The sequence below is a fragment of the Paraburkholderia terricola genome, from assembly GCF_900142195.1.
Taxonomy (GTDB): Bacteria; Pseudomonadota; Gammaproteobacteria; order Burkholderiales; family Burkholderiaceae; genus Paraburkholderia; species Paraburkholderia terricola.
The window spans coordinates 124,327-144,482 of record NZ_FRAB01000017.1 but is presented as its reverse complement, the minus strand read 5'-3'; the positions used below and the strand labels follow the sequence as shown (position 1 = coordinate 144,482).

The 20,156-nt window shown below is 66.1% G+C and carries 12 protein-coding genes; 1 reads left to right on the top strand and 11 read right to left on the bottom strand.

What is annotated here, in order from left to right; all coding sequences use genetic code 11:
- The 8 genes from BUE39_RS17110 to BUE39_RS17070 form a co-directional block, all read right to left on the bottom strand.
- The coding region (locus BUE39_RS17110) for an AMP-binding protein (RefSeq protein ID WP_143169511.1) at positions 1-4,547 on the bottom strand (4,547 nt) is incomplete at its 3' end.
- A 96-nt stretch (positions 4,548-4,643) separates the two neighbouring features.
- Positions 4,644-8,423, bottom strand: coding sequence for a condensation domain-containing protein (locus BUE39_RS17100; RefSeq protein WP_084561428.1), 3,780 nt, complete (start codon positions 8,421-8,423; stop codon positions 4,644-4,646).
- 236 nt (positions 8,424-8,659) lie between these two features.
- The gene (locus tag BUE39_RS17095) at positions 8,660-9,478 is read right to left on the bottom strand and encodes an ATP-binding cassette domain-containing protein (RefSeq protein ID WP_073429908.1); all 819 of its coding nucleotides are present in this window, start codon (positions 9,476-9,478) and stop codon (positions 8,660-8,662) included.
- Positions 9,479-9,495: 17 nt separating this feature from the next.
- Positions 9,496-11,142: a cyclic peptide export ABC transporter gene (locus tag BUE39_RS17090; protein WP_073429907.1), complete on the bottom strand. Its 1,647-nt coding sequence runs from the start codon at positions 11,140-11,142 to the stop codon at positions 9,496-9,498.
- Between the two features lie 100 nt (positions 11,143-11,242).
- Positions 11,243-12,229, bottom strand: coding sequence for a YqcI/YcgG family protein (locus BUE39_RS17085; RefSeq protein WP_073429906.1), 987 nt, complete (start codon positions 12,227-12,229; stop codon positions 11,243-11,245).
- A gap of 189 nt (positions 12,230-12,418) precedes the next feature.
- Entirely contained in the window at positions 12,419-13,855 is a 1,437-nt protein-coding gene (locus tag BUE39_RS17080) for a cupin domain-containing protein (RefSeq protein ID WP_073429918.1), read from the bottom strand.
- An 80-nt stretch (positions 13,856-13,935) separates the two neighbouring features.
- On the bottom strand, positions 13,936-14,769 hold the full coding sequence (locus tag BUE39_RS17075; protein ID WP_073429905.1) for a thioesterase II family protein: 834 nt from the start codon (positions 14,767-14,769) through the stop codon (positions 13,936-13,938).
- A gap of 18 nt (positions 14,770-14,787) precedes the next feature.
- A complete protein-coding gene (locus BUE39_RS17070) occupies positions 14,788-15,018 on the bottom strand; it encodes an MbtH family protein (RefSeq protein ID WP_073429904.1) in 231 nt (76 codons plus the stop codon).
- 268 nt (positions 15,019-15,286) lie between these two features.
- On the opposite strand from BUE39_RS17070, the gene BUE39_RS17065 reads away from it, so the two are divergent.
- A complete protein-coding gene (locus BUE39_RS17065; protein WP_073429903.1) occupies positions 15,287-15,910 on the top strand; it encodes a nitroreductase family protein in 624 nt (207 codons plus the stop codon).
- Between the two features lie 57 nt (positions 15,911-15,967).
- Here the strand turns inward: BUE39_RS17065 and BUE39_RS17060 are convergent, their stop codons facing one another.
- The 3 genes from BUE39_RS17060 to BUE39_RS17050 form a co-directional block, all read right to left on the bottom strand.
- The gene (locus BUE39_RS17060; protein WP_073429902.1) at positions 15,968-16,651 is read right to left on the bottom strand and encodes a Fe2+-dependent dioxygenase; all 684 of its coding nucleotides are present in this window, start codon (positions 16,649-16,651) and stop codon (positions 15,968-15,970) included.
- Positions 16,652-16,717: 66 nt separating this feature from the next.
- Positions 16,718-18,898 carry a TonB-dependent receptor gene (locus tag BUE39_RS17055; RefSeq protein ID WP_073429901.1) on the bottom strand — a complete coding sequence of 727 codons (2,181 nt, stop codon included), beginning with the start codon at positions 18,896-18,898 and terminating at the stop codon, positions 16,718-16,720.
- Between the two features lie 594 nt (positions 18,899-19,492).
- A complete protein-coding gene (locus BUE39_RS17050) occupies positions 19,493-20,137 on the bottom strand; it encodes a hypothetical protein (protein WP_073429900.1) in 645 nt (214 codons plus the stop codon).
- Positions 20,138-20,156 lie beyond the last annotated feature (19 nt).

Here is a 20,156-nt window from a genome sequence, read left to right as displayed (position 1 = left end):
AGCGTGTTCTCGCCATCGGCCTGCGTGAGCTGCGCGAACGCCGAGGGTGTCTGGTTCAGCACCGTCACGCGTTCGTCGCGCAATAGCGCATGGAACGCCGACGGTTCGCGCGCGGTCCAGTGCGGCACGATCACGAGCCGTGCGCCATGCACCAGCGCGCCGAAGATTTCCCATACCGAGAAGTCGAATGCGTAGGAGTGGAACAGCGTCCAGACGTCGCTTGTATCGAACGCAAAGCGCGACCGGGTCGCGTCGAACAGCCGCGCGACGTTCTCATGCGTGACACCGACGCCTTTCGGCGTTCCCGTCGAACCGGACGTATAGATCACGTAGGCAAGCTGCCGCGGATGCGGTTGTTGCACGTCCGCATCGTTCGCCTCGGCGGGCACGGTGTCACGCAACGCCATGGCATCCAGCGTGGTCCGCGATCCGAACAGCGCCGCATGCTGCGCGACGCTTGCCGCATCCGTCACGATCAGACCAAGCTGCGAATCCTCGACGATATGTTCAAGGCGTTCCGCCGGATACGACGGATCGAGCGGCACATAAGCCGCGCCCGCGCGCAGCACGCCGACGAGCGATGCAACCAGCGCCGCCGAGCGCTGCATCGCGACGCCGACCCGCATTTCCGCCGTCGCGCCGAGCCTTCGCAGTTCGTGCGCGATCGCACGCGACCACGCATCCAGTTGCGCATACGTCACCTGCTCCTCGCCATCGACCAGCGCAATCGCGTCAGGACGCGCACTCGCCTGCGCGGCGATGCGCGCCGTCACCGGCTCATAGGCAAACGCGGCTACAGCCCTCGCCGCATCTTCCGCGGCGTCGTCACCTGCAATATCACGCAAGCTCACGTCCGCATCGCCCGCTCCCACCAGCGCCCTCGCGAGACGATCCAGCGTCCGCTCGAAATAGTCGGCGACGCACGCCACGCCATCCGCGGACACCCGCGCCGCATGCCGATGCCACTCCAGCCTGAGCCTGTCGCCGCCGCCCACATGGCGCGGCGCGACCACCAGCATCAGCGGCAAGTGACTCCGGTTATAAGCCTCGACGGCGCGCACGCGCGGCACGCCGCCGAGCGCGCCCAGCGCATCGTCGAGCGGATAGTTCTCGAACACGATGAGACTGTCGAACAGCGCGTCGACGCTCGAATTCGCCCATTGCTGCAAGTTCGCGAGCGGCGTGTGCTCGACCTCGCGCAACTCCGCGTTATGCCGCTGCAACGCGGCGAGCCACGCGCGCACCGTCGCGGCGGATTCGACATCGACCCACAGCGGCAGGCTGTTGATGAACAGACCGACGATCGCTTCCGCGTCGGGCAGATCGACCGGCCGGCCCGACACCGTCATGCCGAACGCCACCTGCGAGCGCCCGGAAAAACGCGCGAGCACGAGCGCCCACGCGCCTTGCACGAGCGTATTCAGCGTGACTTGCGCGCGCTGCGCGGCGCGCCGCAGCCGCGCGTGCGACGCGCCGTCGAGTTCGCGGACCATCACGTGCGCCGGCTCGCTGTCGGCAGCGTTCGCGGACGACGGCCGGAACGCGTTGCCGAGCGCATCGGCGAGGCGCGCCGGCTGGTCGAGCGTTGCGAGGCGCGCGCGCCAGAACGCGCCCGTGTCGGGTTGATGCCGCAGCCAGCGGACGTAATCCGCGTAGCGCGCGCCCGGCGTCGTCTCGGGCATACCGCCGGCCGCGAGCGCCGCATACGCGCGCGTCACTTCGGTCACGACCTGCGCGGTGCTCCAACCATCGGTGAGCGCGTGATGGTGGGTCCACAGCAGATCGTGCGCGCCATCGGGACGCTCGAAAACATCGACGCGCATCAGCGGCGCGACGCCTGCATCGAAGCCGCGCGCAACGAGCGCTTCGCGCGCGGCTTCGTAGGCCGCTGCGTATTTGTCGTGCGCGTCCTGCGCGTCCTGATCCTTCTGCGCCGAGGCGACGCGCGCATGCGACTCGAACGGCATCCGCACCTGCCGCTCGACGATCTGCAACGGCTCGCCGCCGGCCGGCCACACGAAGCGCGTGCGCAAAACCGGATGCCGCGCGATGACCGCGTCCCACGACGCGCGCATCGTCTCGATGTGCAGCGCGTCGATCGTGAGGCGCAATTGCGAAACGTACATGCCGGGCTCGCCGTCGAGCATGCCGTGAAACAGCAGGCCCTGCTGCATCGGCGTCGCTGGATAGACTGCTTCGACGGTGTCGCGCGAGACATTGGCTTGGGCGAACCATCGATCGTCGTCGGTGGTTTGCGTGGACGCTGCTGATGCTGGTGCTGTTCCCGTTGCTGTTGTCGCTGCCGGTTCTGTTGTCGCTGGCGTTGTCGCTGTCGTCGCCGCTGCTGTTGTCGCTGCTGTTGTCGCTGCTGTCGTCGCTGCTGTCGTCGCTGCTGTCGTCGCTGCTGTCGCTCTCGTCGCCGCTGCCATCGCCGCGCTGACGCTCGTCGCTCGCTGAATCGCGCTCGCGCCCGCACGCGCCGGTGATGCCGCCACTGCCACCGCCACCGCGACCCGCGCCGCCGCCTCGATCGTCGGGTAGTCGAACATCTGCTTCGGCGTGAGCTTGAGCCCCGCGCCGCGCGCCTTCGCGATGATCTGCAAGCTAAGGATCGAATCCCCGCCGATTTCGAAGTAGTTGTCCGTCACGCCGATGTCGTCGCGCTTGAGCACGCGCTTCCAGATTTCCGCGAGCGTGCGCTCCGTGTCGTCGCGCGGCTCGACGCGCGTCGCGTGCGCCGCTTCGTCCTGGCGCGGCGCGGGCAGCGCCGCGCGGTCGATCTTGCCGTTCGGCGTGAGCGGCAGCGCGGCCAGCACCTGCAACGACGACGGCACCATGTAGTCCGGCAGTTCCGCGGCAAGATGCGCGCGGATCGCGTCGACGTCGAGCGGTTCGGCGGCCGTCAGATAAGCGGCGAGACGCAGCGCGGCGCCCTCGCCGTCCGCATACGCGATCACCACCGCGTCGCGCACGCCGTGCTCGGCGCGCAGGCGCGCGGCGATTTCCTCCGGCTCGACGCGAAAGCCACGGATCTTCACCTGGTCATCGAGACGGCCGAGGAACGCGAACTCGCCGTCCGGCAGACGGCGGCTCTTGTCGCCCGTCCGGTAGAGCCGCGCGCCGTGACCGTCGGGATCGGGCACGAAGCGCTCGGCCGTGAGCGAGGGCCGGTTCAGATAGCCATACGCGACGCTCGGGCCGCCGATGCACAACTCGCCCGCCGCGCCCTTGGGCACGGCGTTGCCATCAGCGTCGACGATGCGCGCGTCCACATGCGCGAGCGGCTTGCCGAGCGGCAGCGTCGCGGCGCGGCTTTGCGCGCCGGCGCGCGTCAGCACGCCGACTGCCGTCTCGGTCGGGCCGTAGTGGTTGATCAACCGGCACTCGGGCCGCAGCGCCGCGATACGCTCGGCCAGCCGCGTCGGCGCGGGCTCGCCGCCCATCAGCAGGCAGCGGCGCGGCAGCACCCGTTCGGGCGACTGCGCCTGCAAGAGCGCATCGAGATGGCTCGGCACGATCTTCAGCAAATCGACCGAGTGGTCGTGCATGTAGGCGGCGAATGCGTCGGGGTCGGCGGCGATCTGCGCGTCGATCAAATGCAGCGTCCAGCCGTGCCACAGCGCGCCGAACAGCGACGTGTGGCCGAGGTCGGCGGCGGGCGTCGACAGATACGCGGCGCTCGAGACGCCTTCGGGCAGCCGTTCGGATACGCCGCGCAGATACGCGGCGAGCGCCATGTGGCTGAGGACGACGCCCTTGGGTCTGCCTGTCGAGCCGGAGGTGTAGATCACATAGGCGGGCCACGCGAAGATGCGATCGTCGGATTGCGGTGTCGGGCCGGCGTTAGGGATGCTGTCGATGTTGTCGGCGGCATCTAGCGCTGCGCGCGACGCGTAGGGATCGAGCGTGGATACGCCGTGGGGGAGCCAGGGCGTGGATGATTCGGTTGTTGTATTGGACGCGGCGTCGGCTATTACACCGCTCTTCACGTTAGACGCTGCATCGGCCAGCACGCCGCTCCCCGCATTGGCCGCTGCATCGGCCGCTACACCGCTCTCCGCGTTAGACGCTGCATCGACCCGCACGCCGGTCCCCGCGTTAGACGCCGCGTCGACCCGCACGCCACTCCGCGCGTTGGCCACTGCGTCGACCCGCACGCCACTCCCCGCGTTGGCCGCCGTGTCCGCGACCGCGCTGCCCCCTCCTCCCCCCATCACGACCACACGCGCCCCGCAGTCCTCCGCCTGCCAGCGCAGCCGCGCGGCGGGCAACGCCGGGTCGAGCGGCACGTAACACGCGCGCAGCCGCCAAACGGCGAGGATCGTCGCGACGAGCGCCGCGGAGCGCGGCAACGCGAGCACCACGTGATCGCCGGGCCGCACGCCCTCGGCGGCGAGCGCCGCCGCGAGGCGGCCGGACCATGCCCACAGTTCGCGCCAGGCGAGCGGCCCCGTGCTGTCGACGAGCGCAACGGCGTCCGGCCGTTCGATGGCAAACCGCGCGACGCGGGTAGGCAGAAAATCGGTGTCGAAATGAATGGCTTGCATGGTGTCCGTGATCTGATCCGGGTGTCGGGCGCCCGCGCGGCAAGCGCGGGCTCGATGCATCTGGTGGATGAAGTCAGGTGAAGGAAGGCGCTGCGCTCAGAGCGCGTAGGCGCTCGCGACGGGCGCTATTCCGTCCACCGTTTCGTCGTCGAGGATGAATTCGCCGAGCGCGCGCTGCGGGGTGTCGGCGAGCTGTTCGAGCAGATCCACGTAGTGCCGCGCGAATTGCGCGGCGAATGCATCGTCGTAGAGTTCGGCGGCGTACGCGAACACGCAGCGCAGTCCGTGCGCGCCCTCGCGCCATACGTCGAGCGCGAGTTCGAAACGCGCGTCGCTGGCGTCGGCGTCGATCAGCGCGCAACGCACGCCGTCGATATCGAGCGCGGTGTCGAACTCGTCGTGCAGCACGAACTTGAGCTGCGCGAGCGGCGTGCCGCCCGCGCGGCGCGCGGACGGCAACGCGGCCACGACGCGCTCGAACGGCACATCGGCGTTCGCCTGTGCGTCGATGCTGTCGTCGCGCACTTCGCGCAGCAGCGCCGCGAACGGCTTCGCGCCCTTCACGGACGCGCGCATCGCCAGCGTGTTGACGAAAAAGCCGATGAGCTCTTCGGTCTCGAGCCGATCGCGGCCCGCGACGGGCACCGCGATCACCACATCCTGCGCGCCGCTGTAGCGGGACAGCAGCGCGGCGAACGCGGCGAGCAACACCATGAAAAGCGTGGCGTTTTCCGAGCGCGTGAGCGTCTCCAATCGAACAGCGAGCACGGCGGGAATTTGCGCGGCGATGCGCGCGGCGCGCGGGTCGTAGGGACGGCCGCGCTCGTGCAGGGTCGGCAGATCAAGTGGCGTGTCGTAGCCCGCGAGACGGCTGCGCCAGTAGTCGAGTTGCGCATCGAGTTGCGCGGCGCCGTCGGCGCTGAACCGCTCGCGCTGCCAGGCGGCGTAGTCGGCGTATTGGACGGCCGGCGCGGGCAGCGTGGGTCGCGATGAAGTGCCGCTACGCAGCGCCGCGCGATAACCCGCCGCGAAATCGCGCAGCAACACGTTGATCGACCAACCGTCGGAGACGATGTGATGCATGACGAAATGCAGCACATGACGTCTGGTGTCATGTTTATCGCATTCACCGCGTGCACCATTTTCGCCACGTGCGTCGTATTCACCGCGCGCGCCATGTTCACCGTGTGCATCGTATTCACCACGTGCACCACGTGCGGCATGTTCACCGCGTGCATCGTATTCACCACGCGCACCGTGTTCACCGCGTGCGTCACGCTCACCGCATTCAAACAGCGTCGCTCGAAACAGCGGGCCGCGCGTCAGATCGAAAGGCTCGCGAGCGCGTCGGCGCAACTGCGCGTCGAATTCCGCAGGGGTGGCGTCGCGAGCATCCACGGTTTCCCAACGCCATGCGTCGGCGGCCTGCGCAGCAGGCGCGATGATCTGGCGCGGCGCGTCACCCATATCGTCGAAGCGCGTGCGCAGCATCTCGTGACGACGCACCAGCGCATCCAGCGCGCTTTTCGCGGCGGCGGCGTCGAGCGGGCCGGTCAACGAGAGCGCGGCGGAAATGTTGTAGGCCGGGCTGTCAGGTTCGAGTTGCCAGAGCACCCACAGACGTTCTTGCGGCAGTGAGAGCGGCGCGGCGCTTTCCTCACGCCGCGTCAGCGCCGCGACCGGCCCGGCAGCATGCGACGGCGCGGCCCACCAGGCATCGAGCGCGGCGGCGAGACTCGCGAGCGTCGGATGGCTGAACAGCAGGCCGACCGGCACGTCGCGCCCCAAACGCGCGCGTAAGCGCGACGCGACCTTCAGCGCCAGCAGCGAACGGCCGCCGAGCGCGAAAAAGTCGTCCGACGCGCGCGGCGCGGGCGCGTCGAGCACTTCGCTCCACACTTGCGCGATGGCTTGCGCGGTCGGCGTCGAGGTGTCGCCGGAAGCGGCCGTCGCCGGTGCGTTCGTAACGCGGGCTTGCGGCTGCGCCGATCTTGCGTCGCGTATCGCGAACGGCACGATCGCGCCGCTTTGCCACGCGCTCACGCAGGCGCTGCGCTGCAATTTTCCACTCGACGTACGCGGCAGATCGCCGGGCTCCAGCAACAGGATCAACGCCGCTTCGTATTGAAACGCTTCGCCGAGCGCCGCGGCGATCGCGGCGAAAATCGTTTCGGGCGCCACCTGTCGCGCCCTGCCGCGCGGCACTTCAGCGGCCACGCCGATCGCCTCGGCGCCATCGGCGGTCTCCACCGCGAACGCGGTGACGCGGCCACGGCGCAGCCATTCGACGCGATCCGCCAACACCGTTTCGAGATCCTGCGGATACACGTTCTCGCCGCGCAGCACGATCATGTCCTTGCGGCGTCCGCAGAAGAACAACTGGCCGCCGTCGACAAAAGCCAGGTCGCCGGTACGCAGCCAGCGCCCCGGAAAACCGGGCGCGTCGTCGAGAAACACGGCAGCCGTCGCCTCGGGGTTGCGCCAGTAGCCTTGCGTGATGCTCGGGCCACCGCACCAGACCTCGCCGACGCGGCGCTCCGGCAAACGCTCGCGCGTGTCGGGGTCGACGACGGCGAGCGCATGGCCCAACGCAATCGCGCCGCAACCGACCACGGCCTTGCCGTTGTCATCGCCATCGTTGGCAGGCCGCGCGACGGGCGAGCGCTGCGCGAGCGCCGCCGCCGAAAAGCGCGTTTCGGGCGCGCCCGCGCCGACCTCGACGCCCGTGAGGAACAGCGTCGCCTCGGCCAGCCCGTAGCACGCGTACATCGCGCGCGGATCGAGGCCGTGCTTGCCAAAGCGCGTGGCGAATCCATCGAGCGTGGTCTGCCGGATCGGCTCGGAACCGCAGAACGCCACGCGCAACGAGGAGAGATCGAGTCCCGCGAGTTGCGCGTCGCGCACGCGGTCGGTGCAGAGGCGATAAGCGAAGTCCGGGCCGCCCGTCACGGTCGCGCGTTCGCGTGCGATGCCCGCGAGCCAGCGCGCCGGGCGTTCGAGAAAATGCAGCGGCGACATCAGCGTGACCGGAAAGCCGCACAGCACCGGCATCAACACGCTGCCGATCAGCCCCATGTCGTGATAGAGCGGCAGCCAGGAAAACATACGGCCGCCGATGCGGCAATCCATGCCGCGCGACATCGCGCTGACGTTCGCGCACACGTTCTCGTGGCTCACCATCACGCCCTTCGGCGACGAGGTCGAACCGGAGGTGTATTGCAGAAATGAAATCGCGTCGGGGTCTGCGCGGTCGATGCAAAAACCAGCGGCGTCGCTGCCCTCGCCGGGCGACACGAGCGTCGCGCCGTTGAGCGGCAGCTCGGATCCGACATCGACATCGGCACCGGCATCGCCGCAAAAAGCGTGCGACGCCTGGTCGAGCACCGCGATGCGCGCCATGCAATCCTGCGACATGCGCCGCAACCGTTCGATGTGCCCGCTTTGCAGCGCTTCCGGTGGATAGGCGGGGACCGCGATCATCCCCGCGTATTGGCAAGCGAAGAACGACACGATGTAATCGAGCCCGCTCGGCAGCATCAGCAATACGCGGTCGTTCGGCGCGCCGTGCCGGCGCAGCACGGCTGCGAAGCGGCGCGCGCGCGCGTCGAGCGCCGCATACGTCAGCTCGCGCGCGTCGGCGTCGCCGTCGGCCAGGAAACGCACCGCCAGTTGGTGCGGGCGCTGGGCGACATGCAGCTTCATCACCGACACGAGGTCGGTCGCGGGCGCCGCGGCGATGTTGGCCGCGTTGGCCGCGTTGGCCGCGTTGGCCGTCCGCGCGTTGCTTGCGGCACGGGCCGTCGCATCGTCCTGAGCAACCCGGTTCGCCGCATGTGACTCCGCGCCATCGTGGCGCGGCGTATTGATAACAGACATCCTCGCCTCCCGAGATTTGCCGCTCGCCGCGCGGCTATCATCGCCGTGCGACGCCTTTGAACGCGGCGCACGGCAAGCCGTCGCCGTCGCATGCGCTGCGCCGGCGGCGTGAATTTCGTCATTGCGGGGAAAGCAAGGCGTCTCTTGGGAACGCCGTTATGTCTGTGTCGTATCGATCGCGGCGCGCCGCCGGCCTTGCATCGTATAGATGCCAAGCGCCGGGCGACGCCTGCCGGTCAATACGCGAAGCTGATCGGCGTGCCGCCGCGCGGATGCGCGACGGTGCCCATCGGCACGCCGTAAATCGCGCCCAGCATCTGTTCCTCGATCAGTTCCGGCGCAGCGCCGCTTGCGAGCAGGCGGCCGCCCTTCAGCGCGATCAGGTCGTCGCAGAAACGCGCCGCCATGTTGACGTCGTGCAGCACCACCACGACGCCCAGACCGCGCCGCTGACTCAGGTCGCGCACGAGATCCAGCACCTCGATCTGATGCGCGATATCGAGCGCGGAGATGGGCTCGTCGAGCAGCAGGCACTGGCTGTCCTGCGCGACGAGCATCGCGATCCACGCGCGTTGCCGCTCGCCGCCCGACAGGCTGTCCACGGCGCGGTCCGCGAAACGCGTGATGTCGGTCAACTGCATCGCCTCGTGAACCTTTTCAGCGTCGACGCCGGTGAAGCGGCCCAGCGCGCCGTGCCACGGATAGCGGCCGAGCGCGACCAGTTCGCGCACCGTCATGCCGCTCGCGGCGGGCTGCTGCTGCGGCAGATAGGCGACCTGACGGGCGAACTCGCGGTTCTCCCAGTCGCGCAACGGGCGGCCCGCGAAACGCAGCGTGCCGGCCGTGGGCGGCTGTTGACGCGCGAGCAGTTTGAGCAGCGTCGACTTGCCCGAGCCGTTGTGGCCGATCAGGCCGCATACGCGCCCCTTCGGGAGCGTGAGCGCGAGCGGATGCAGCAGCACGCGCTCGCCGATGCTAAACGACACGCCGTCGAGTTCGTACATGGGTTCGCCGTGCGCGACGTGAGCGGAAAAAACGGACGGGTTGGCGTTCATGTGAGGTGAAATCCTGATCAGGAATAAGCGGACGTGAGGCTGGCCGCATGCGCGGCGCCGGAGCCGTCCTCGACGATCTGGCCGACATCGAGCTTGATGAAGCGCTCGGCAAGATGGAAATAGCGGTCGTCGTGCGTGATGACGAGCACGGTCTTGCCCTTCGCCTTCAGTTCGGGCAAGAGGCGCTTGTAGAACACGTCCTTGAAGAGCGGGTCCTGGTCGGCGGCCCATTCGTCGAACACGTAGAACGGCCGGTCCTCCAGATACGCAACGACGAGCGCGAGCCGCTTGCGCTGCCCTTGCGAGAGATCCAGCGTCGAAAACGCGCCGTCCTTCACGGTGACCTTGTGGTCGAGGTGCAGGTCGACGAGCAACTGCTGCGCGAGCGCGTCGAGTCCGTCGCCGTGCATGCCGAGCAGCGTGTCGAACAGGAAGAAGTCGCTGAACACGACCGAGAAATGCTGGCGGTAGGCGTCGCGCCGCGCCTCGTCGACGGGTTCGCCGTTCAGCAGCACGCGGCCGCTCTCCGGCACGTACAGGCCGACCAGCATCTTCGCGAGCGTGGTCTTGCCGCTGCCGTTGCCGCCGATCAGATAGACGAGCTCGCCGCGCCGGAACGTGAGGTCGATCGGCCCGAGCGTGAACACCTCGTTTTCCTTCTCGCGGAAATAACGGTGCGTGGCGCCGTCGAGCGCGATGGTGTCGAACGACGCCGCGACGGGCGGCTCAAGCATGACTTCCGGCGGCAACTCCGCGTTGACCTGCTCGATGCGTTCGAGCGCGACGCGCGCCGAACTGAGGCCGGGAATCGCGGACAGCACCGCTTCGATCGGCATGATCATGTAGACGAACACGATCGCATAGCCCGACATCACGTGCGAATCGACCTTGATGTAGCGCGCGAACACGAACAGCGTGAGGCCGATGAACGCGAACAGAATGAAGTTGCCCCAGCTCGTCGCCGCCGCGTACAGCATGTAGCCGCGCGTGCGCTGCACGCGCACCGCCTCGATGTTGGTGGCGAGCGTGTCCTCGACGAACGCGCGCCTGCGGGCGCGATGCAGCTTGAGTTCCTTCGCGCCGTCGAAGAGCGCGCGGAAGTGCTTGACCAGATCGTCCTCGCGCTTGCGGGACGCGCGCAGATGAAACATCGCGCGACTGTGAGCGTAGCGAAAGCCCGTCATGCCGAGCACGATGGTGACGATCGCGACCGCGAGAATCGGCCACGACATATAGCCGAGATACGCGAGGCAGCCGACGATCACCGCGCTTTGCATCGCGAGCGACGGCAGGCTAACGAAGAACACGACGATCGTGTCGAGGTCCTGGGTCAGCACCGCGAGCGACCTGGCCGCGCCCTGCTTTTCCAGATGCGCAAACGCCGCGTCGCCGATGCGGCGGATCGTGCGCATGCGCAGCGTCGCCTTCGCCTGCTGGCCGAGCCACATGAAGAGCGACTGCGCGAGAGCGCGCATCGCGAGCACGGCGAGGCCGACCATGAGGAACTGCCAGCCGAGCCGCGCGAGTTCCGCCGACGACGCGACCAGCGCCTGATTGATGAGGGCCAGCAGCGCGGCATTGCCGAGGCCGCCGAGCACGCTTGCAACGAGCGCGGCGGCGAGCATCCAGCGGGACTTGCTGACCAGTTGCAAAAGTACGGACATGAAGCTCCTTTCGTTGCGGCGTCGGTGCGGGAGGACCGCGGGCCGGCTCATGGTAGCGAATGCCACCGGCGCCAGCAAACATCCTCGCGCGCCGGCCGCGTCAGTTATCGTCGCCTCGCGCGGCGCCCGCATGCGCGAAGGGTCTTTCGTGTTCGTTGCGCCCGTCGTGCGGCGGGTGCGGAACGTGCGGCGGGTGCGGCTCATGCGGCCTGTGTGCGGCATGCGCCATGTGCGCGCCTGAAGCCTCGTCCCGCGACGCATGCCGCCAGGCCGTCTGCGCCGCCTGCGCGTCGGCGGGCGACGCCTGCTGTGCCTGCCTGCGCCGTTTCAGGAACGGGCAGCGGTCGTCGATGGGCGCGTTGGCGTCGTCGAGGAAATACTGCTTCCATTCGAGATTGCCGGGGTCGCCGTAAAAGCCGAGATCGGGATGCGCGGGAATCTCGTCCCACGCTTCCAGACGCTTGCGCACCTGATTGCGCGCCTCGCGGCCGATGACCTTGTTCGTGATCGTGTCGACGAACACGGAGCGCGGCTGAAACAGCAGCACCATGCCGGGGCCGAGGTTGCGGCTATGGCGCGCGCGAAACGACGGGCACGCGCACACCACGAACATCTGCACGCCGGCATATGAAAACTCCCAGGCTTCGTCCATCGGGTCCGGCTGCTGGTCCGCCGTCGGATCTGGATCGACGTCGTGCAGCCGCTGCAGGATGCCCCAGAAAAGCGCCTGGTACGCCTCGTGCGCAAGCGGCTCGGGATCGGGCTCGAAGAATACGGCGATGTTGTTTCTCCTGTATTCCGGTTGCAGCGCGAGCTCCGCGAAGGTTTGCATCGTCGCGGGCAGATCGCGCAGATCGCGGCCGTTGACGAACGAGTAGAACATCTCGCCGCGCCGCTCGGCCATCGTGCCGAAGAAGCACGGATAAGCCGGATCGAGCACCTGCTCGCGCAGCGTCGCGTATGAAGCGTCCAGCCACGCGGGCGCGGATACCGCCGCACCCGTCGCCCTGCCGGCGATGATCCGGCTTTTCCAGTCGCTGACCTCGAATCGATCGGCCTGCGCGATAGCATTATTGCCTGCTTCCATCGTTCGCTCTCTCTTCCTGACCCACTGTTGCGCGCGTCGAACGCGCGAGGCATCCCAGGCCGATCGGCCGGGACGTCGATACTGCTGTCGTGGGGAAGAGGCGCCTTTGTTGTCGATCTCCGTCGTGAGCGCCCGCGTTGTGCCGCGTTGTGCAACTTGCATCTAAACCGTGCCGGCTATCAGGTCGAATCAGGTCGAGGCTGCCACCGGTTCGTCCAGCTCGGCGACGAGCGCCTCGATCCAGTCGTCGGGAATGATCGGCTGGTGATACGTGCATTCGCCCGAGACCACCGTCGAGCCGTGCAGACGACCATCAGGAATCAGCACCATGTCGCCTTTGTGCATCGCGAGCTGCATGCCGACGTTGCCCCAGAAGAGCATGTCGCCCTCCTCGATCGTGACGAGACGGTGATCGTTGTGAACGTGCGTCGTCGAGCACATCTCGTGCGGCTCGACGAAGGTCTCGCGGTCGATGCCGGGACACTCCGCGTCGATGCGCGAGCTGATGCGGTGCGCGAAAGCCACGTAGTCGCGAATCGACGAGAGCCAGCGCAGTTGCTCGCCGAGATCCCAGCGCCCGCGTTCGGCAAGCCGCTCGCCCGCGACGATGCCTTGCACGCACTGAGCGCGCGCGGCGTCGCCGGAACCGTCGGCAATGCGCCGCAACGCGCGCGCACAGCGCTGTTCGAGCGCGGCTTTCAGTGCGATTGGATCGGTCGGCCCGCGGCCGGCCGGTTGCAGATGCGCGCAGGCGCGCTCCAGCGCGAGGCCGAACGCGAGCCACTCGGCCTCGGCCGCGAAGGCCGCGCCGATCAGGCCGAACGCGCGATCCGGACGGCGCGCGAGCGCATACAGCAGATTGCACTTCGCGGTGCTGGTCGGCAGATAGAACTGCCAGTAGGCGTGCTGCCGGCGCGTGACGCCGACCGCCGCCGCGACGCGTTCGAGCAGCGCGTCGTCCGGCGCCTCGCGGTGCAGGCTCGGGCGTTCGTCGGGCGCGAGCATGTCGAAAAAGCCGCTCGCAGCGGCGCGTGCGAGCGCGCGCCGCTTGGAGACGGCGAGCGACCAGCGCTGCACCATGCTGAAACGCAGCCCTTCCTCGAGGTAGTCGTTGCGCATCAGCCGCTCGAATGTGGCGGACCAGAAAGCGAGTTCCTCGTCGACGATGTGCGCGAGACGCGCGCTCACTGCATCGACGCTTTCGTTGGTGTCGACGTCGTTCGTCAGATATTCGAACGCGTAGGCTTCGAGGAACGGCGCGATCTGCGCGCCGAGCACGCGCGTCGCCTCACGATAGAAATCGGCGAAGCGTTGCCATTCGGCCGGCTCGCCGCTCGCGGGGGCACGCGCGACGTCGAGCTCGTAGATCGACATCAGCGTGCGGCCCGACGCGAGCGCCGGAAGACGGCTCACGTTGTGCCGACGCACGGGCTTCATGAACTTGAGGAACTCGAAGTCCTCGGGACGCAGCGGGCGGCGATGGAAATCGTCGTCGAGCAGCAGTTCGTCGACGGTCGCGCTGCGGAACGGCTCCGCGGCGGCGAACTGCTTGATGAGCGCCACGTAGCGCTCGCTCTGGCCAACGAACGGTGAGAAATCGAAGATCGGCAGCGAAGCCTGGCTCATGGTGCTCATGGTCATTCGGTCCTTATCCGGGTTACCTCAATACTGCGAGTGATGATTGCGAAGCGGCTCGCGCGAGGAACTCACGCGCATGCGCCGGTCAACGGTTTCGTCATGATGACGGCGCTCGGCGTATGTCGTACATGTTGCGCAAGCGCGTTTGCAACGACGGCGAGTACGGCTTCGCGCGCTGTGTCGATGAAGAAATGCCCGCCGTCGAACTCGTGCACCGCGCATGCGCCGCGCGTCTGTTGCGCCCATGCGCCGACGTCTTCGGCGTTGGACGTGGCGGGGTCGTCGCGGCCAACGAATACGTCGATGGGACAGTCGAGCCCGGCTGATGCGCAGGCCTCGGCGACGACGCGCCCGGCGAGCCGCGCCGGATGCGCGCCGCACAAGTGAAAGTCGACGCGCAGCAGCGGCAGCATGAAGTCGATGAAATCGGCGTCGTCGAGCAGTTCGGCGGGCGTGCCGCCGCGCTCGCGCAGGCAGTCGATCATTTCGGTTCGCGAACAGGTGAGCCAGTGTGTTTCGTGCTTGCGCCGCGCCGGCGATACGGTGGCCGATGCGCCGAACCAGACGGGAGCACGCGCGCCGCGTTGCCGCAGCGCATGCATCAGTTCGAGTCCGACGAGCGCACCCATGCTGTGACCGAACAACGCGAACGGCGCGCCGCCGGCCACGAGCGCGAGCAGTTCATCCGCGAGTTGCGCGATGAGCGCGGGCCATTCGGTATGCGGCGGCGCCGAACGGCGCATGCCGTGGCCGGGCAATTCGAGCGTGCGCACCTGCACGAACGGCGGCAGCCGACACTGCCAGTCCCGATACAGCGCCACGCTGCCGCCGGCGTGCGCGAGGCACACCAGGTTTAGCGCGCTCGGCGCGTACGTTGGACTTGGACGATTCGGCGTGGTCATCGGCTGGATGCCCGCGGCTCACGCATTGGTGACGCCTTGCGCCGCGCTGTCGGCCAGCGCCTCGCGCAAGCTCAGCGGACGCATGTCCGTCCATACCTCGTCGATCCATTGCAGGCATTCGTCCTTCTTGCCCGACTTCCCCGCCTCGCGCCAGCCGGCAGGAATGGCCTTGTAGTCCGGCCAGATCGAATACTGTTCTTCATGATTTACAACGACAACGAAATTGCTGTTTTCGTCACCCCAGCTCATTGCGCCTCCGAGTGGAAATTGTCTGCGTCTGGTTGATGGATGAAGCCACTTCAGCCGCCTTTTTGCCGCTCCGCTTTGCGCAAGCGCCACCGATCCGCGTTGATTCACGCGTCATTCAACACGCATGCAAATTCGGATCTTTTGTGCCTGCCGCAATCGAAAACGAAGCTTAAGACAAAATCTTTCGTCAGACAAGCAAATAAGAATCATTTGCATTATTGCAGGTTTGTCGTCATGATTTCGCGATCGAAACTCGGAGCCGACCGTCATGGATACCTCGCAGATCCGCCCCAGCGGCGACACCGCTTCACCATCGCAGCAAGCTTTCTTCGACACCTTGCTCTCGCGCCAGTCGTACTGGCCGCTGGCCGAACCGGGCCCGAACGATACCGAACTGGATCTGATCTTCGATGCCGCGATGCGCGCCCCGGATCATGGCGCGCTGCGTCCGTGGCGCTTCGCGCTGATACGCGACGACGCGCGCGCCGAGTTCGGCGATGTGCTCGTCGATGTGGCGGCACGCCGCGAGCCCGGCAAACCCCGCGCGGAGCACGAGCATCGTCGGCAACTCGCTTATACCGCGCCGCTCGTGATCGTTATTGCCGCGGCGCCTTCGGCGCACTCGCACATTCCGGAAACGGAGCAGTTGCTTTCGGTCGGCGCGGCCGCGATGAACATGCTCAACGCTATCCATGCGCTCGGCTATGGAGGCTTCTGGGCAACGGGCGCCGATGCTTACGACGCGAACTTGCAGGCCGCGCTCGACTTCGAACCGTCGGAGCGCGTGCTGGGCTTTCTATTCGTCGGCAAGCCGAAGTCTCGCGAGCACTCGGCGGTGCGGCCGCCGCACTCCCGCTACGTCCGCGAGTGGCTTGGACGCATGTCAGTCTGAACGCCTATACGATTTTTTGTCGGCTCAGAAGGTCGCAAACAAACCTTGAGCGATCGCTCAGGTTTCACTCCAGGCCCGCAAAAGATTGTGATAGCAACCGACGAGACTGCGGCGCGCAATGTCGTCGGCCTGAGTGGCATTCAGGCGTTGAATCGCCGTGTCCATATCGAACAGCAACGCGCGCTGCGTATCGCTGCGCACGAGGCTCTGCACCCAGAAAAAGCTCGCGACGCGCACTCCGCGCGTCACTGGCGTGACCTGATGCAGGCTCGTGGCCGGATAGACGATCATGTCGCCGGCCGGCAATTTCACTTGCTGCACACCGTAGGTATCCTCGATCACCAGTTCGCCGCCGTCGTATTCATCGGGTGAGGAAATGAAGAGCGTGGCCGACACGTCGGTGCGCAGCTTCACGCCGTTGGGCAGCACTCGCACCGCACCGTCGACGTGGCTGCCGAACTGCATGCCGCCTTCGTAACGGTTAAAGAGCGGCGGGTACACCTGGTTCGGCAGCACCGCGCTGATGAATAGCGGATTGCGCTCGATCGACGCGACGATCACGTCGCCAAGTTCGCGCGCCACCGGCGAGTGCTCGGCGATCTGCTGGTTGCGCTTGACCGGCGCGCCCTGGTAGCCCGCCGTCGCGCGGCCGTCGACCCACGCGTCGCCCGCCGTGTCGAGCCGCTCGCGCAGAAAGCGCAATTGCCCGGCATCCAGCACATTCGGTATATGCAGCAGCATCTTGAGTGTCCTGTATGCGGGCTTGCCCGTACGGAGGCGCAAGCCCGCGGTTTCAATCGAGCCGGGTCAGAACCGGTAGTCGAACGTCGCCAGTAACGTGCGCCCGATGCCCGGCACCGAACGGCCGCCATCCGATGGAATCAGTGCATCGTAGTATTGCTTGTTGGTCAGGTTCAGCAGATTCAGCCTGACGTCGAATTTCTTCGCATGATAAGCGGCGGTCGCGTCCCAGCGCGTGTAGCCGGGAACCCGCACGTAGTTCGTGTTCGACGCATAACGCGGCGACATATAAATCGGCCCGCCGCCGATCTCCCAATGCGGCGTCAATGCATACGTGGTCCAGAACGTCAGCGTATTGCGCGGCGTGTTCGCCGGGACATGACCTTGGTTGCCGTCGCGCGCCTTGAGAATGATCGCGTCCATGTACGTATAGCCGCCGAACACTTGCCACTTGTCGGTGAGATGCCCCGTGACGCCGGCCTGGAATCCGTCGACGCGCACATTGCCGTCGAGCTCGTATTCGGTCGGCGAGACCTGGGTGCGCGCGTTGGTCTTTTCCTCGCGGAAGAACGCGGAGGTCACCGAGATATTGCCACCGAGCAGATCCCATTTCGCACCGACTTCATATGACCGGGTCGACTCGGGCGCGAGGTTCTGCGTCAGATTGGTCACCGTCAGCGCCTCGAGCGACGGATTGAACGACGTGCCATACGACACGTAATACGACTGCCAGTCGGTCGGCTGATAAATCGCGCCGGCGCGCACGCTGGTGAAGAAATTGGTTTGCGTCGCGTAGCCCGGCAAGCTGACCGTGTTGTGAATCTGCGCCTGAAAGCGATCCCAACGCAGCCCGCCGATCAGCTTCCAGTCGTGGCCGATAGAAACGGTGTCGTTGAGATAGGCGCCGATCTCGTTCGATCCGGAATCGGCGTGGTTGGCGGTGATCGTGGTCACGCCGGCGGGCGACGACAGATACGCCGGATTCACCATCGACACGACCGGCAAATTGTTGCGCGTATACGCCTGGTTCGAATAGCTGTCGTGGCCGAGTTCGAAGCCGGCGATCAGATCGTGTTTGAGCGGGCCGGTGTCGAACTTGTATTCGAGCATCGTGTCGTTGTACACCGAGCGGTTCTGGATCACGCGATCATGGCTCTGCAACTTGATGAACAGTTGCGACGGCGACAACGTCGTGTAATTGCCCTTGCTCAGCGCGGGACTGGTGGCGAGCGGACCGGTCAACACCGCTTGCGGCGCGGTTTCGCGCGCGTCGGTCGTCGAATGCGAGAACTGCGTCTGGTTGCTCAGCGTGAGACTGTCCGAGAACTTGTGCTTGATGCCGGCGGTGAAGATCTGCACGTCTTGAACGGTGCGGTCGGTGGTCAGGCCGTAGAAGGTGTTTTTCGGCACCGGCGCCGGATGGCCGTTCAACGCCTGCACGCCGTAATCGGGCATGTCGCGGTTGTGCTGGATCAGCGCGGACAGCGTGATTTCGGTCGGCGTGCCGATGCCGAAACGCACTTGCGGCGCAATGCCGTAGTCCTTGTTCTTCATCGCGTCGCGCGTCGAACCCAGGCTTTGACCGAATGCGTTGACGCGAATCGCCGCGGTGTCCGTCAGCTTGTGATTCACGTCGACGGTCGTGCGATAGCGGTCGTCGGTGCCGATCATGGCCGACACTTCCGCCGAGTCCTTGAGATTCGCCTTCTTGCTCACCTGATTGATCACGCCGCCGGTCGAACCGCGGCCGAACAGCATCGACGACGGACCGTACAGCACTTCGAGTTGTTCGAGATCGAACGTGTCGCGGTAGTACTGGTTGCGATCGCGAAAGCCGTCCAGGTAGATGTCGTTCTGCGCGGTAAAGCCTCGCAGATTGACGTTGTTGCCGATCTGCCCGCCTTCGGCCGCGCCGATGGTCACGCCCGGCGCATTGCGCAGCGCATCCTGGAACGAGGTCGCGCCCTGCGATTGCAGCACGGCTTTGTTGATCACGGTGACGGTTTGCGGAATATCGCGCAAGGCCGTCGGCGTCTTCGCGCCCACGGTCGAGCGTTCCGCCTGGAAATCCTGTTGTTCGGCCTGGGCCGCGACGCCGATGGCCGGCAGCGTCGTAGTGTCAGCCGCCTTGGTGGACGGCGACGATTGCACTGGAGAGGGTGAAGCGGTCTGTGCGAGTACAGGCGAGGCGAATGGAACGGCAAAAGCTAGCGCTAACGCAGTCGCGAGCGGCGTGTGGTTGAACATTGGAAATCCCGTCAGATGTGTGCTTGCCAGATCCGCATGAAAAGCACGGTATCGATGACAAGTCGGCAGTTTGGCTGGCTGCCGGTCTTCCACAAAGTTGAGGACGACGGGATGGCTGGCTGGTGTCTAAATGAGAGCCGCTATCATTCCATACGCATAACGGCGCATCAATTGCGCGTTGCGTTACTTGCCGTAATAAATTTGTTTCTGAATATTACCGATGAAGGGCAAACGTAAACAACTCGCGCCTCGGTCAAGGATTGGGTGGACGCAGGTCATGCGCCAAGGCGCCCTTCGCAAATAATGGCCGCAATAATCGGATGATTATCAAACGAGGCGCAAGGTCCCGCATCCAATCGTTAATTCGGGCAACGCAATGAAACGTGAGCGAGTCGATACGATTGATCGAGCCTTTGGGCGCCAGGCATACGCCACATCGCAAGTGCGTTCAAGCGCTCCGCTCAAGCTTTCTAAAAGCCGACACAGCGTGAGCGGAGGGCCTCCGTAATCGGCGAGAGGTCACGGCACGCTAGCCTTTTTACAACACATCGGCTTTCATTAGACAAGCCAACGACCGGCAAGGCACTTCCCCGCTCAACCAGGATTGCTTTCGCAGTCCGTCCATAACCGCAGCGGATCGCGATGAAGCGGATAGTGCGAGTCGAGCCATGCGGAGAGCCTCGCCCAGTCCGGATGATGGGTGCCGGTCTGCGCCGACCACTGCGACGACCGTTCGAGAATCTGCCCAGTCTCGCGGTCGCGAACAAGCAAACTGCCGAGCCCGCTCGAACTATTCTCCTGCGATTCCACCCGATACCTCGGCAAGATCCTGAGTTCGGCGTCTTCCGCCCAACCATGGACGCCTCGAACGATACCGGCCGGATCGCGCAACTCCACGGGTCCGCTTTTCGGACGAACGGCGGACCAACCCTCGGGGAAATCCGCAACGACTTCATTGCTGGTTTCCCTAAGCCATTTCACCCGCCATACGCGCGCCATCACGTCGCGCACATGAGACACCGACTTATAGCCAGGGGGCAACTCGATCGCCATGGGCAGCGTGATGAGATTGTCTTTCCAGAGTGAGGCCTCGTCACGATCGGTGCGAGCGGCCCGCTGCAAGGTTTCATGTCCGAACGGGTTATCAGGGCGGCTCGCCCGATTGACGCCGCTCTGTTGCAAGTCGGGGAACAGATCGTCCGCATCCCGACGAGTCCGTTTTGGTTTCCCTGTTTTCATTGACCTCTCCGCTGAAAGG